Annotated in this window: 11 protein-coding genes, 2 tRNA genes and 1 other RNA gene; 7 read left to right on the forward strand and 7 right to left on the reverse strand. The window is 72.8% G+C overall.

Translation table 11 applies throughout. The features are described 5' to 3' along the window. Nucleotides 1–26 precede the first annotated feature (26 nt). Both ACTMSW_RS28265 and ACTMSW_RS28270 read right to left on the reverse strand, forming a co-directional pair. Entirely contained in the window at nucleotides 27–2,936 is a 2,910-nt protein-coding gene (locus ACTMSW_RS28265; protein ID WP_441183768.1) for a glycosyl hydrolase, read from the reverse strand. Nucleotides 2,937–3,137: 201 nt separating this feature from the next. Further along, nucleotides 3,138–3,890 carry a M23 family metallopeptidase gene (locus tag ACTMSW_RS28270; RefSeq protein ID WP_441183769.1) on the reverse strand — a complete coding sequence of 251 codons (753 nt, stop codon included), beginning with the start codon at nucleotides 3,888–3,890 and terminating at the stop codon, nucleotides 3,138–3,140. A gap of 59 nt (nucleotides 3,891–3,949) precedes the next feature. On the opposite strand from ACTMSW_RS28270, the gene ACTMSW_RS28275 reads away from it, so the two are divergent. The 4 genes from ACTMSW_RS28275 (at nucleotide 3,950) to ACTMSW_RS28290 (ending at nucleotide 5,895) form a co-directional block, all read left to right on the forward strand. Continuing rightward, nucleotides 3,950–4,330: a hypothetical protein gene (locus ACTMSW_RS28275; RefSeq protein WP_441183770.1), complete on the forward strand. Its 381-nt coding sequence runs from the start codon at nucleotides 3,950–3,952 to the stop codon at nucleotides 4,328–4,330. A gap of 124 nt (nucleotides 4,331–4,454) precedes the next feature. Then, on the forward strand, nucleotides 4,455–4,622 hold the full coding sequence (locus ACTMSW_RS28280; protein WP_441183771.1) for a hypothetical protein: 168 nt from the start codon (nucleotides 4,455–4,457) through the stop codon (nucleotides 4,620–4,622). A 123-nt stretch (nucleotides 4,623–4,745) separates the two neighbouring features. Next, complete coding sequence (locus tag ACTMSW_RS28285; RefSeq protein ID WP_441183772.1) at nucleotides 4,746–5,270, forward strand: tRNA adenosine deaminase-associated protein; 525 nt, start codon at nucleotides 4,746–4,748, stop codon at nucleotides 5,268–5,270. Between the two features lie 178 nt (nucleotides 5,271–5,448). After that, a complete protein-coding gene (locus ACTMSW_RS28290) occupies nucleotides 5,449–5,895 on the forward strand; it encodes a nucleoside deaminase (RefSeq protein ID WP_441183886.1) in 447 nt (148 codons plus the stop codon). Between the two features lie 76 nt (nucleotides 5,896–5,971). Here ACTMSW_RS28290 and deoD read toward each other — a convergent pair whose 3' ends face one another. After that, nucleotides 5,972–6,679: a purine-nucleoside phosphorylase gene (gene deoD / locus ACTMSW_RS28295; RefSeq protein ID WP_441183773.1), complete on the reverse strand. Its 708-nt coding sequence runs from the start codon at nucleotides 6,677–6,679 to the stop codon at nucleotides 5,972–5,974. Between the two features lie 75 nt (nucleotides 6,680–6,754). Here deoD and ACTMSW_RS28300 point away from each other — a divergent pair. Then, a tRNA-Ser gene (locus ACTMSW_RS28300) sits at nucleotides 6,755–6,844 on the forward strand. A gap of 107 nt (nucleotides 6,845–6,951) precedes the next feature. Here ACTMSW_RS28300 and ACTMSW_RS28305 read toward each other — a convergent pair. The 4 genes from ACTMSW_RS28305 to ACTMSW_RS28320 all read right to left on the reverse strand — a co-directional run bounded on the left by ACTMSW_RS28305 (nucleotide 6,952) and on the right by ACTMSW_RS28320 (nucleotide 11,024). After that, complete coding sequence (locus ACTMSW_RS28305) at nucleotides 6,952–9,480, reverse strand: hypothetical protein (RefSeq protein WP_441183775.1); 2,529 nt, start codon at nucleotides 9,478–9,480, stop codon at nucleotides 6,952–6,954. Nucleotides 9,481–9,610: 130 nt separating this feature from the next. Then, nucleotides 9,611–10,105, reverse strand: a complete 495-nt coding sequence (locus tag ACTMSW_RS28310; protein ID WP_441183887.1) for a hypothetical protein — start codon at nucleotides 10,103–10,105, stop codon at nucleotides 9,611–9,613. Nucleotides 10,106–10,137: 32 nt separating this feature from the next. Beyond that, complete coding sequence (locus ACTMSW_RS28315; protein WP_441183776.1) at nucleotides 10,138–10,752, reverse strand: hypothetical protein; 615 nt, start codon at nucleotides 10,750–10,752, stop codon at nucleotides 10,138–10,140. A 187-nt stretch (nucleotides 10,753–10,939) separates the two neighbouring features. After that, nucleotides 10,940–11,024, reverse strand: a tRNA-Ser gene (locus tag ACTMSW_RS28320). An 81-nt stretch (nucleotides 11,025–11,105) separates the two neighbouring features. Between ACTMSW_RS28320 and ffs the strand changes: the two genes are divergently transcribed. Beyond that, nucleotides 11,106–11,195: signal recognition particle sRNA small type (gene ffs / locus ACTMSW_RS28325), an RNA gene on the forward strand. 175 nt (nucleotides 11,196–11,370) lie between these two features. Next, a complete protein-coding gene (locus ACTMSW_RS28330; protein WP_441183777.1) occupies nucleotides 11,371–13,962 on the forward strand; it encodes a DNA polymerase III subunit gamma and tau in 2,592 nt (863 codons plus the stop codon). Nucleotides 13,963–13,972: the final 10 nt, after the last annotated feature.

A 13,972-nucleotide genomic window follows, 5' to 3' on the forward strand; every position in this document is an offset into this window, starting at 1 on the left:
CGGCGCGGAACGGGTGGCGGTGCGGGTCAGGAGTGGGGCAGTTTCACGAGGGACCGGTCGCCGACGGCGAGGGTCGTCGGGTGGTTCCCGATGGCCGACCAGACCTCCACCCTGACCGTGCCGTTCGACAGGTTGCCGAGCGTGCCGGAAGCGGAGAGCAGGCCCGCGTTCTGCGTGTAGCGCTCGTACCCGGGGACCGGGTCGGTGGCGAAGTAGCGGTACGTCTCCACCCGTTCCCAGCTCCCGTCACCGGTCAGGTCGTAGGAGACCCGCGCCTGGACCCCGTTGCCGACCGCACTGCCGGCGTCGAGGAACAGGTCGAAGGTCGTCTGGCCGCCGGCGTACGCCAGATCGAGACCGGTGGCGGTGAACACCTGGGCGTTGGTCGGCGTGCCGTCGCGGTTGGCGCCGCCCGCACTCGCCACCGTGACCGTCGCCGCGCTTCCCGACGCTCCCAGGCGACCGCCGGGCAGCAGGTACTGCGTCGGCGAGTCCGGCGTCGGCGGCGGCGTGGTGGGTGGTGCGGTGGTGGGTGGTGCCGTGGTCGGCGGCGCCGTCGTGGGCGGGGTGGTGGTGGGCGGTACGCCGCCGGTGGCCGTACCGCCGCTCCAGGTGACCGCGCCGGTGGCGACCGTACGACCGGCCGGCACGTCCACCCGGGTGCCGTTGGAGAACGTGACGGTCAGCGGGGCGGAGGTGATGTTGCTGGCGACGTACGTCCGTGCGCCGTTGCGGGTGAAGACCGCCGCCAGCGGGTGGTTGGCGGTGACACCGGTGTCCACGGTGCCCAGCGCGGCAAGGTTGCGGATCCAGTGGAAGGTGTGCGCCCGGCTCTCCCCCTCCTCCGGGACGTACCCGGGATTGGCCCGCAGCTTCGCCAGCGCCGCGTCCGGATCGCCGAGGGCGAGGAACTGCCAGAGGATGTCCTGCCACACGGTCGGTTCCCCGCCGTTGTTGCGGACCAGTTCGGCGTAGTTGACCTTGTTGTAGGCCGGGTCCTGCCCGAGGTACAGGTGGCCGCCGGTGACGGGCAGCATGTTGATGCCCTGGATCATCTCCGGATCGGCGCTGAACCAGGTGGCGTACGCGCCGCCGTCGCCCCACACCATGCCGACCGTCGAGTGCCCGAACGCCGCCGGGAAGTTCTCGTCGTCGGCGTCGAACCAGTACTCGCGGATGGTCGCCGCCTGGGTGGTGTACATGAAGACACCGGCGTCGCGGACGGCCGTGTTGCCGGTGGCCTGTCCCCACTGGATGAGGGCGTTGGCGAAGTTCATCCCCTCGGACGACGACTCCTGGTTGTTGCCGGAGGCGAAGGAGCCGTGGCCGGAGGCCCAGTCGTGGCCGGCGTAGATGTCGAAGTCGCGCAGGTACGGGAAGCGGTTGTCGGCGCGGCTGTAGTTGTTGGCGTCCCGGATCAGCAGGTCGACCATGCCGCCGTACTGCTCCTGCCTCGCCCACGCCGGGTCGAACTTGGCCAGGGTCGCGGCGGCGGCGATGAAGTAGCCGTAGTGGAAGTGGTGGTCGTTGAGTTCCTGGTCGGACCCGTACGACGCCGGGTAGCCGATCAGGGTGCCCCAGTTCCGGTCGTAGTAGAAGACCTTGGCGGTCTCGCCGGGTGCGGCGGTGAACCAGTCGTTGAGCGTGCCGCGGATGGCGTTCAGGGCGGCCGTACGGGTCTCGGTGTCCCCGACCTGGTCGGCGATCTCGGCGATCCGGGCGGCCCGCCCGAGGCCCTTGCCGGTCCAGTAGGTGTCACCGCCGCGCTGGTCCATCGGGTTGGCCCGCGCCGCCGCCAGGTGGCTGCGCAGCGTGGTCAGGTCGGCCCCGGTGCCGGTGGCGACGGCCGGCACCTCCGGCAGCACCCCCTGGAACCGCATGGACGTGCGGAACTGGTCGACGCCGGCGAGCACCTTCATCCGGCCCCGCGCCGACGGGTAGGTCGGCGCCAGCGGGGTGGAGCCGGCCAACGACTTCCACTGGTGCGGGTAGAGGCTCACCACCGTCCGGGTGGTGGTGCCCTCCCGCGGTGTCGTCGTGAACGCGTACGTGGTGTCGACGCGCCCGGCCCCCTGGTCGTACGTGTAGGAGACCCGCGTCCCGGTCACGTGGGCGTGCGCGTACGTGCCGAAGGTGGTGGCGAGCTGCGCCCGGGCGGTGGCGTCCAGACCCTGGCTGGGCAGCAGGGCGACCGAGAAGTAGCCCCTGCCGGCCAGGTCGGAGGTGATCCGGCCACCGCTGACCGTCCAGCTCGCGCCCGTCGGCGCGTATGCGACGTAGTCGTGGCCCCGGACGGTGAAGCCGATGGTGGAGCCGCTGTTCGTCCAGATGGTCGGGCTGCCACCGGTGGGGTTGATCTGCGCGGCGCCGCCGCTGGTGCGGAAGTAGGTGAACGGCAGGCCGTGGCCGATGGTGGCGCGCATGGTGCGTGCGCCGTCGCTCCAGTACGGGGTGACCGTCCAGTCGGTCCAGCCGTCCACCTTGACGACCGGTGCGCCGAGGGCGGCCACGCCGACGCGGATGTCCTCGGCGTAGGCGTACTTGTACTCGCCGACGCCGGTCGCCGTGCCGGTGACGGTGGGGGTGGAGGTCGCCGAGAAGCCGAGGCCGTCGCCGAACGGCTGGTAGGAGAGGGGGTGCGCGTGCAGCGGCTCGCTGTACGCGCAGTTCGTCCTCTTCCAGAGCAGGGACGACCACCAGTCGTTGGTGGGGACGGGACCGGCCGGAGCGTCGGCGGTGACGAACTGGCGGGGGTTGGTGGACAGGTCTCCGCAGCCGGTGGGGAGCGGCCCCACCTGGTCGGTGGTGTAGCTGCCGGCGCCGACGGGGGCGGCCTCGGCCGGGGTGGTGTGGACGACGGCCAGGGCGCCGAGGACGAGGGCCAGGGCGGTGGTGGCGGCCAGGGTCCAGGTGCGGTGTGGCGCACGAGGTGTCACGGTGCCTCCCTCGCGGGCGCCCGGCTGCGCCGGACGCGTCGCTGAGTCGGAATTGTGAGGAAAGCTGCCTCAGAGAGCGCTCTCTTGCCGCCGGACGCTAGTCGAGCAGCAAGACTCACGTCAATGTTTCCGTCCGATGAACCACGGATGTCGGAAAACCCGGTGACCCGGTTCCGCTCCGACGGAGACGGCGGAGTCCGCCTACCGGGCGGTGGCGGGTGCCTTCGGGCAGCCGTGCCGGCGGTGCCAGGCGGCGACCTCGGCGGCCGGCTCCCGGTTGACCTTCCGGCGCCACGCGTCCAGGTAGGGCGCCGGCCAGACGACGCCGCGCCGGATCCACCAGCCGTCCCGACCCGTGCACGGCGGGGAGATGCCGAAGTGCAGGTGGCACACGTTGTTGGCGTTGCCGGTGCGGCCGACGGTCCCGAGCTGCCGCCCCGCCCGGACCCGCACCCCGGCGTCGATGCCATCGGCGATCCCGGTCAGGTGCGAGCCGTAGTAGCGCACCCCGTCGTCGCCGAGCAGCGAGACCGACAGACCCCCGTTGTGCGGACCCCGCGGGCCGCGTGGGTCGAACCGGTCGACCCGGCTGACCTCCAGGATCGTCCCGTCGGTCACCGCCACGACCGGTTCACCGCAGTCGGCGAAGATGTCCGTCCCCGGGTACGCCGAGTGCGTCGGGTGGTAGGCGACCTTGCCGGCGCGTACCGGAAAGACGTGGGGAACCCCGGCGCGGGTCGGCACGGCCGACGGACGGCCCGGCGTCGCGGCGGCCGTCGGACCCGGCTGGGCGGCGGTGACCGGGGCGTCCGGGCGGGCCGTGGGGGTGGGAACGGGGATGGGGCTGCCCGGCGCCGCCCCGGGCCGGGTCGTCGCGCAGGCGGCGGCCACCAGCGGCACGAGCAACAGCAGGACCGGGTACGCGCGACGGCGTCCGATCGGCGGCGGGGGCATCGGATCATCCTGACAGACCAGTACGGTGGAAGGAGGTCCCTACGGCGGGAGGAGCGACGGTGACCGGGCAGCCGTTCACGCCCCACCCCCATCCCGACTACCGCCCGCGTACCCTCTCGGGTCTCTTCCCGTCCGGCCCCCCGTCACGGCCCACCTACCGCGAACCGCACCCGGTGACCGGCGCGGGCGTCGCCCTCGGTGGAGCCGGCGCGGCCGCCTGGCTGCTCCTGTTCGGGCTGCTCGGCACGAGCGTGCCGCGGTACGCCTGGTGGACCGTCCTCGCCGGTGGGCTGGCCTGGCTGGTCGCACTGCTGCTGGTCCGCTTCGGCGACCGGGGGGTGGCTGCCGGCATCGCCATCGTGACCGCCGGCGGGTGGAGCATCGCCGCGGCGGTGGTGGCCGCACGCTGGGCGACGAGCGGTGACTGGCCGCTCTGGTGACCACCGGCCCGACCGCCTCGTTCCACGCCCCCTCCGGCCGCCCGGCCACTGCGTTCCGTGGCGGTCCGGCTGCGCCCCGAAACCCATCTTGACGTGGCCGTCCGGACTCGGCACCCTCGGCGGTATGGCCTGGACCACTCCGCGGCTCGACCCCGACCGCAGCCGTCGTCGCCAGCAGCTCATCGCCGAGTTGGCCGGTGCGCGGGCGGTACGCCAGCGGGAACGACCGCGCCGCCTGCGCACCCAGCAGCTACGGCAGTTGATCGCCACGCGCCGCTGCGTCGCGGGCTGAGCACCCGACTTTCCCACGATTGACGAGCCCTTCGGGGCGTTGACCGTTCGCCTGCCGATCGGACCGGCTAACGTGCACGCGTAACGGATCGGCGTGCTGGCGCCGAGGCATTTTGGGGGGACCGTGTCGTACTTCGCGGCGGCCGTGGTGCGCGACGAGAGCGGCTGGACCGCTTCCGAAGTGAGCCTGCGCGGCGTGACCGACCTGGAGGAGGTCGCCGACCGCCTGCGCGACGTCGACGTGGACGCCGACCTGTCGCTGCTGTTCGTCGAGGCGGACGACGCCTACCTGGTGATCCTGCGGCTCGACGACGGGGAGGACCTGCGGATCTTCGGTTCCGACTCCGCGTACGCCGAGGAGTCCCGACTGGGTGCCCTGCTCGTCGGTGACCTCAAGACCTCGGTGACGGGGCTCGACGATACCGAGGAGCCACGCCCGGCGGCCGGCGACGACGACAGCGAGCAGCCCGCCGTGGACCCGGAGGCCGACCCGGTCGGCGACGCCGACATCCTCGCCGACCTGGGCATCTCGGCGCAGAAGCTGCTGAAGCTCTGCGGGCACGAGGGCATGATGCCCGCGGACGTCACCGCCGAGATCTGCGCCGTGCTCGGCTGCGCCGACGAGATCGAGGAGCTGCGTGAGGTCTGAGCCCGGCGGGCCGGTCCCGACCGGCGGCGGGGAGCCGGCCGACGCCACCGATCCGGCGCTGGAGACCGTCCGACCCGGCCAGCCCACGCCCGGCCGGCCCGCTCGGGTCGGCCCCGGTGCCCACGAGGGGCTGGCCGACCCGACCGGTACCGGCCGCCGGCAGCGACACGACCTCTGGATGCGCCGTGCCCTGGAGGTCGCCGTCACCGGGCCGGACCTTCCGGCGGCGGACCCCGCCGACGCCGGTGACGTTCCGGTGGGCGCGGTGCTCTACGGCCCGGACGGTGTCGAACTCGCGATCGGGCGCAACGAACGCGAGCTGACCGGTGACCCCACCGCGCACGCCGAGGTGCTGGCGCTGCGCCGCGCCGCCGAGCGGTTGGGCCGCTGGCGGCTGGACGGCTGCACGCTGGTGGTGACCCTCGAGCCGTGCACGATGTGCGCCGGCGCCCTGGTGCTGGCCCGGGTCTCCACCGTGGTCTTCGGCGCCTGGGAACCCAAGACCGGCGCGGCCGGGTCCCTCTGGGACGTGCTGCGCGACCGTCGCCTCAACCACCGCCCGGAGGTCTACGGCGGGGTGCTGGAGGCCGAGAGCGCGGCGGTGCTCCGCGCCTTCTTCCGCTGAAGGTGTGCTGAAGGTGTAAGGAAGGGCCCCCTGTTAACGCCTGGTGCATAGCAGGGGGCCCCTCTTAACAGAGCGGTCAGGCGATGATCGTGTCGAGGCCGATCTCCACCATCTGGCTGAAGGTCTGCTCGCGCTCCTGTGACGTGGTCTTCTCGCCCGTCTTGATGTGGTCGCTGACCGTCAGGATGGTCAGCGCACGGGCCTTGAACCGCGCCGCGATCGTGTAGAGCGCCGCGGACTCCATCTCCACCGCCAGCACGCCGTAGTCGGCGAGCGCGTCGTAGAGGTCCGGGCGGTCGGAGTAGAAGGCGTCCGCCGCCAGGATCGGCCCGACCCGCATGGTGATGCCGCGCCGCTCGGCCACCTCGACCGACGTACGCAGCAGCCCGAAGTCGGCGACCGGCGCGTAGTCGATCAGCCCGTCGAAGCGCATCCGGTTCATGTTCGAGTCGGTGGACGACCCGATCGCCGCCACCACGTCCCGCAGCTGGAGGTCCTCGCTGAGGGCTCCGCAGGAGCCCACCCGGATCAGCGACTTCACGCCGTACTCGTTGACCAGTTCGTGGGCGTAGATGGAGGCGGAGGGCATGCCCATGCCGGAGCCCTGGACGGAGACCTCGATGCCGTTCCAGCGGCCGGTGAAGCCCAACATGCCGCGGACCGTCGAGTAGCACCGGGCGTCCTCGAGGTAGGTCTCCGCGATCCACTTGGCCCGCAGCGGGTCGCCCGGCATCAGGACCCGCTCAGCGATCTCTCCCGGCTTCGCGCCGATGTGCGTACTCATGGCAAAGATCCTGCCAGGCCAGCCGGCGGCATACCGGTTCGGCGTCCGGACCGGCGGTCCTGTACCCTACTCGGCGGTGGCGTGTCCGAGTGGCCTAAGGAGCACGCCTCGAAAGCGTGTGAGGGTTTACGCCCTCCGCGGGTTCAAATCCCGCCGCCACCGCCAGTGAAATGCGAGAACGCCCGGACCGTCCGTGAGGACCGGCCGGGCGTTCTCGTCGTCGTACCGGTCGGGCCGTCCCCGCGAGTGAGGGGACGGCCCGGGCCCGGTTCCTACCCGATCGGTTCCCGGTGCGTGATCTGGTACGTCGCGTCGACGCCGTCCGTCTCCAGGATCACCGTCACCGGCCCTTCGGGCAGGTAACAGGTCACCGTCCGCTCGACGGCCTGGCCCGTCGGCCCGCAGTACCGGACACCGGCCGCGGTGAAGACGGACAGGCTGGCGTCACCGGTGCCGTTGGTCCGCCGCCAGGTGAAGCTCTCCCGGGCGCCGTGCTGGTCGGCCGGAACGGTGAAGCAGGCCGCGAAGCGGTCAGCTCCCGTCGTGACCGTGGCTCCGGTCGCGTCGCGGGCCAGCTCAGGGCAGGCCGGCTGCCCGTCGACCCGGCTGAACGCCACCCGGTACGCGCCGGTCGGTGCGCCGTTCGGACTGGTGAGCACGGCGTGGAAGGGAGCGGTACCGGTCAGCTCGCAGCTGTACTGGTACAGCGAGTTGTAGTCGCAGACGTACTTTCCGGTGGCGTCGACCACGGTGATCTCCGGCCGGGCCGCCCCGGTCGCGTCGCCCGCGACCAGGCGGACGATCCGGGCGCCGGCCGGGCTCGGCAACCGCACGCAGTCCATCTCGCCGGCCGCGTCGAAGCTGCCCTGGTACGAGGTGCCCGTGTGACCGTCGTCGGACACCGCGACGCAGTTCGACGGTGCGACCGGCAGCAGCCGGACGGTGTAGACGTAGTCGTTGTCGATCACCGTGTCCTGCTGGGCGCCGCTCAGGATGAGCGTGTAGCGCCCCGGTGCGGTGAACCCGCACCAGTCGCCGGTGCAGGCGCGGAGGCCGGCCGCGTCGTAGACGGTCGCGTACTGGGCGGCGTTCTGCGCATCCACCGCACGGACCCGGTACGCCCCGGCCGCCGGGATGTCCAGCACTCGGCAGCGGACGCCGCCGGGTGTCGCGGGCGACGCGCCGTAGCTGCCGGGCGTGATCGTCGGGCAGTCGGTCCCGTCGTTCAGCAGGCGAACCTGCATCCGATAGGTCAGGTCCGTGCTGTCCGCGTACCAGTCGGCCAGGTATGAGATCACCCGGTACGTTCCGTTGGCGGGCAGGACGCACCCGTCCTCCTCCGACCACTCGGTGCAGAGCACGGTGCCGCGGTCGTCGACCAGCCAGGAGCGGAGCTCGTTCCAGGCGTGCGGAGCCCGGTACACGACCACCCGGTCGCCGGCGGCACCGGTGAACGGTTGGCAGTTGGTCTGCACGGGCGACGTCTGGTGCACCACCAGGGCAGGCTGGTTCCACGCCGTGCCGGTGGCCGGCGCGCAGCCCTCGGTGGCGTCGAGGGCCGCGACCGCGACCTGGTAGTCCACCGGCTCCCAGTTCCGGTTCTCCGCCATCAGCAGGTACGAGCCCGCCGACGGCAGGGTGCAGGAGCGTTCAGCGGACCACTCCTCGCACACCCGGTGCCCGTCGGTGTCGTACACCCGCCAGTTGAGGTGCTGGTCCGCAGACCGGTTGAGGCGGACCAGGACCGGGCCCGCCGCCGTGCTGGTCACGCCATGACAGGTGACGCTCTCGTTGGCGGGGACGGTCCCGCTGCCGACTCCGGAGCCGGGGTCACCGAAGGTCACCAGCGGCAGGGCCGGGCAGCCGACCGGGCGCGAGATGCGCGGAAGCTTCAGGGTGTACTCGGCCTGGTTGCCGTAGAACTCCTGCAGGAACAGCTTGTACGGCCCGGCTCCGGTGAGAGTGCACTCGGTGGTGTACCGGACCTCGCACCCCGCCGGCTCGTACGCCGCGTCCACGACGCTGCCCTGCACGTCGCCGGCGGCGCTCGGGTCGGCCAGGTGCAGCACCGCGCCGGTCGGCTGGACGAAGGTGAAGCAGCGGGCGGCCAGCCCGGCCGGCAGAGTGCCGCTGCGGCCCGGGGAGGCGAACGAGAAGAACTCCTCCGACAGCGTCTCGCAGGCCGAGGGTGCCTTCCTCGACTCGAAGGACAGCAGGTAACTCGCGGTGCCGGTGCCGTGGTAGACGAACACGGTGACCGTGTACCGGCCGGCCGGGCCGAGCTGGCACTCGCGGGAGTAGCTGGACAGGACACAGAGCTGGCCGCCGGCGCGGTCGGTGACCCGTGCCTGGACAAGATCGCCGGACAGGTGGGTGAGACGGCCGACGAGGACGTCGGAGTCGACGCTCGTGGTGACCGTGAACCGGTGTTGCTGGGCGTCGACGATGGACGCGCAGCTCGCGACGCGGCCCAGTGCGAGCTTGCCACCACAGCTGCTCGAGGTGAGCGGGTCCGACCCGCCGCCCTTGGCGGGGCCGGACCGGTCCGACGTGGTGGTTGGTGTGTCCGCCGCCACCGTCGGCTCGGGCGCGGGGGCCGGCCTCTTCGTCTCGGCCGGGCGGCTGATCGCCGATGTCGGGCTTCCGGCGGCAGACGGGCTGGTGGCTGGTGTCGGGCTCGCGGCGGCGGAAGGTCCGGTCAGGACTGTCGCCACGGCGGTGGCGACCAGCGCGGTGGCAAGGAACGAGATCCGCCGGCCGGCACTGGTTCGCCGGATGGCGGGCAGGGATGTTCTCAACATCGACTCCCCCGTGAGATACGCGCGATTTGCGCGGCGGGGCGATGATCTCACTCCCGTCGATCATCGACAATCGGCTTGTCGTGCCGGGTCGGCCTGGCGTTCGTCCAGGTCGGACTGGGGGAAGGGTCGGTCAGCAGGGGCTGTGGCCGTCGGCGAACAGACGCTCGGCCCAGTCGGCGTACCCGGCGATGACCTTGCGGACCACCTCTCCGTCGTGCAGGAACAGGTACGCCCGGTCGCCCTCTCGGGCGAGCAGTCCGTCGAACCGGTACCTGGGCTGCGGAGCGTCGAGTACCTGGACACTCGGATAGTGGGCCTGCACCTCCGTCACCGGGGTGCCGGTGGTGACGCCCTCGGGCGTGCCCACCGTGTCGCCCAGCCAGAGCAGCACGAGCCGGTCGTCGACGAAGATCGGGCTCACCGTGTCGTGGCCGGCGAGCGCTGCCCCGCACGCGTCGACGTCGGTCCGCAGGATGCCCCGTCGGGTCAGTTCGTCCTCGGTGTCACCGAACTCGACGTTCCGCAGGCCGTTCAGGTCGACGACCTCGCTGGTCCCGATGGGTTCACCGGGGCGTGGCGGGGCGGGCGTACGCGCACCGCTGCCCGAGATCCAGGCAGCGGTCAGCAGTGTTGCGATAAACGCAAATTGTCGCAATTTCATGGAATCCCCCAGTCCCCAACGGGACCGGTGCCCTCAGGTTGCTGCCCGGCGGGAGATTGCCGCTTTTCCCACTCCTCGGCCAGCTCGTCCCAGTAGTCGGCGCTCAGCCGGCGACGCCCGTGGGCCAGCCAGCCCTCCGTACTCCGCTCGACGTGCAGTCCCACCTCGGCGAAGGGGTCGATCCACCTGCCAGGCTCGACGCCCAGCTCGACGAGCGCCGCGTTGATCGGCCAGTCGTCGCGCGGACCGTCGAACGCGGCGTCGAAGCGCGGCCCCCACGACAGCGTGCCGCCCAGCCAGACCGCCGCCGCCTGGTGCCCGGCCCCGCCGGAGAACTCCGCCTCGACGTACGCCACCGGGCCCCGTCGCGACCAGCGGACCAGCACCTCGGTCAACGCCGGGGAGAGGACCAGCGTGAACGGGTGCGCCGGCCCGGGATCCTCGACCGTGAAGTCCGGCGGCGACCCGGTCAGCTCCTCCACCAGGAGCGGCGTCACGGGCAGCAGGGCGAAGTCCTGGCGCAGCCCGCCCAGGACGGCGTGGTCCAGCTCGGTGGTCTCCTCGCGGAGCAGGTCGATGTCCGCGATCACTGCGCTGAGCTGGTAACTCATTCCGGGCCCCCGACGTCCACAGACTGTGGATGGAACATGTGTACGACGGGATCGTGCTTCGGTGTCGTGCACGTCACCTGGGACGGGACGGTTCCCGGCGAACCCCTACAGCGTAGGGGCTGCCCGACGTCTCCGCGTACGACGAAGGGCCGGCCCCGCCGGGACCGGCCCTTGCTGCTCGAGAGAGCGGAGGATACGAGATTCGAACTCGTGAGGGTGTAAACCCAACACGCTTTCCAAGCGTGCGCCCTAGGCCTCTAGGCGAATCCTCCGTCGAACAGGGTACAGGACCCCGCCGCCGCGCCCACCCCACCACCCCCTGGAGATCACCGTGCGGTCGGGTAGGCTTGAGCCACCTCCCGTGCGGCGGTACCTCGTGAACCTCCCCAGGGCCGGAAGGCAGCAAGGATAAGCGAGCTCTGCCGGGTGCACGGGAGGCCTTTCTGTCTCCGGCACCCTTTTCGTCCGGATCCCACGCGGTGCTTCGGTGTTAAAAAGGGGCCCTTCCTCTACCGGAGGCGTTAACCGGGGGCCCTTCCTTGCACCGGGGGCGGCGGGGTGGGTGGTCGGCCGGGGCGGACCGGCGCAGAATGGCTCGGTCGAGAGGAGGCGGGACGGGTGGCACTGGCGCTCTACCGCAAGTACCGGCCGCGTACCTTCGCCGAGGTCATCGGGCAGGAGCACGTCACCGAGCCGTTGTCGCAGGCATTGCGCAGCGGGCGGCTCAACCACGCGTACCTCTTCTCCGGCCCCCGCGGGTGCGGCAAGACCTCCAGCGCCCGGATCCTGGCCCGCTCGCTCAACTGTGAGCAGGGCCCCACGCCGGAGCCGTGCGGTCAGTGCGGGTCGTGCCGGTCGCTCGCCATCGACGGCGGTGGCTCGATCGACGTCATCGAGATCGACGCGGCCAGTCACGGTGGTGTGGACGACGCCCGTGAGCTGCGGGAGAAGGCGTTCTTCGCGCCAGCCAACAGCCGCTTCAAGATCTACGTCATCGACGAGGCGCACATGGTCTCGTCGGCCGGCTTCAACGCCCTGCTGAAGCTGGTCGAGGAGCCGCCGGAGTACGTCAAGTTCATCTTCGCGACCACCGAGCCGGAGAAGGTCCTCGGCACGATCAAGTCGCGGACCCACCACTACCCGTTCCGGCTGATCCCGCCGAAGACCCTCCGCCCGTACCTGGAGCAGCTCACCCAGGCCGAGGGCGTGCAGGTCGAGCCGGCGGTGTTCCCGCTGGTGGTGCGCGCCGGCGGTGGCAGCGCCCGGGACAGCCTCTCCGTGCTCGACCAGCTCATCGCCGGTGCCGGGCCGGAGGGCGTCACCTACGCCCGGGCCGCCGCGCTGCTCGGCGTGACCGACTCGGCGCTGATCGACGAGATGTGCGACGCGCTGGCCGCCGGGGACGGCGCTGCGGCGTACGCCACCGTCGACCGGGTGGCCGAGGCCGGGCACGACGCCCGCCGCTTCGCCTCGGACCTGCTGGAGCGGCTGCGCGACCTGATCGTGCTCCAGCAGGTGCCGGACGCCGCCGCCAAGGGGCTGATCGACGGGCCGGCCGACCAGATCGAGCGGATGGCCGCCCAGGCCCAGCGCCTGGGGCCGGGCACCCTGTCCCGCTGCGCCGACATCGTGCACGACGGCCTGGTCGAGATGCGCGGCACCACCGCGCCCCGGCTGCTGCTGGAGCTGATCTGCGCCCGGATGCTCCTGCCCGGCGCCGACGACTCGACGGGTGGCCTGCTCCAGCGCCTGGAACGGATGGAACGCCGGCTCACCCTCGCCGGCACCGACGCGCCGCCGGCCGCCGCCGGGCCCGCACCCGCCGACCACCCCCCGGCGGTACGCCCACAGCCTTCCGCCCCGCCCGCGGCTGCCGCCGCGATCCCGGCCGGGACCGCCGGCACGCCGGCGGCTGCCGGTGCCGACGCCGGGGCACCCCCGTCGACGAGGGACACGCCCGCTGCCGCGGCTGCCGGTGGCCCCTCCACGCCGGCCGCCCCGCGGGTCGACCCCGCACCGGCCGCGGCCGGCTCCACGTCGACCGGTTCGCCGACGGGCCCGGCGGGCGCTCCCCGTCGTGCCGTACCGCCCTCGGCCGTCATGCCGGACCCGGCGACCCCCGCGCCGCCCCGACCGGGGGCCGAGGCGCCCGGCGCCCTGGACGCGGTGGCGGTGCGCCGGGCCTGGCCCGAGGTGGTCGGCAAGGTCAACCGGACCAACAAGCGGATCGCCGCGCTGATGCGCGACGCCGTGGTGCGCGACCTCGACGGCGACACGCTGGTGGTGACGGTGAAGTCGTCGGTGCTCGCGAAGATGATGGCCGACCACGCCGCGGTGCTGACCGACGCGCTCTACGAGGAGTTGGGCGGGCGTTGGCAGATCCGCTGCGAGGTGGCCGGCGAGCGCGGCGGTGCCTCCCTGCCGGGCCCGGGTCGGCAGGCCGCGCCCGCGCGTCCGGCACCGGTCCAGCCCACCTCCGGTGGCCCGTCCGGTCCGCCCACTGGTCCCGCCGGTGACGTCGGTCCGCCCGCCGGTCTCAGCGGCGTGGCCAGCGGTGCCGTCGGCCCCGCCTCCGGTGCCAACGGCCCGGCCCAGGCCGGCGGTGCCACCCGCCCGGCCCCGTCCAGCGGTGGCACCGGGAACCGGCCGGAGCCGGCCCGACCCGACGACGCCGGTGGGGACGACGACTGGCCCGAGGCGGCCCGACCCGGCGGACCGGGACCGGGGGCAGCCGGCGAGGGTGCCGACTGGCCCGAGGCGGCGCGTCCCGGCGGGGCGACCGCCACCGCGACGGCGACCGCGCCGGCCGTACCGAAGCCGGCGGGCCCGTCTGTGACACCACCGGCCGCGCCGCCGGCCGCCCCGGTGAGCAGCGCCATCGCGGCGGCCCGCGCGGCCGCCGCCGCGGCGGGGACCGGGGCGGCGAAGGGTCCGCGTACCACGCAGGCGGACCGGAAGACCGCGGACGCCGAGTGGGCGGGCGAACCCCCGTACGACCCGGACTACGACGGCCCGGTGCGCGGCGGCGGTGGACGCCCGGGCGGTGCCCCGCCGGTGACGCCCGCCTACGAGGGCTTCGACCCGGGCGACGAGCCACTCGACGAGGTGATCGACGAGCGGACGGCGCGCCAGTCCAGTGAGGAGCAGGCGGTGCAGTTGCTGCGGGAGGCGTTCGGCGCCGAGAAGATCGACGAGGTGGACGCCCGCTGAGCTGAGCCGC

Origin of the sequence: Micromonospora sp. BQ11 (assembly GCF_052068135.1) — a bacterium.
In the GTDB taxonomy this organism is placed as follows: Bacteria; Actinomycetota; Actinomycetes; order Mycobacteriales; family Micromonosporaceae; genus Micromonospora.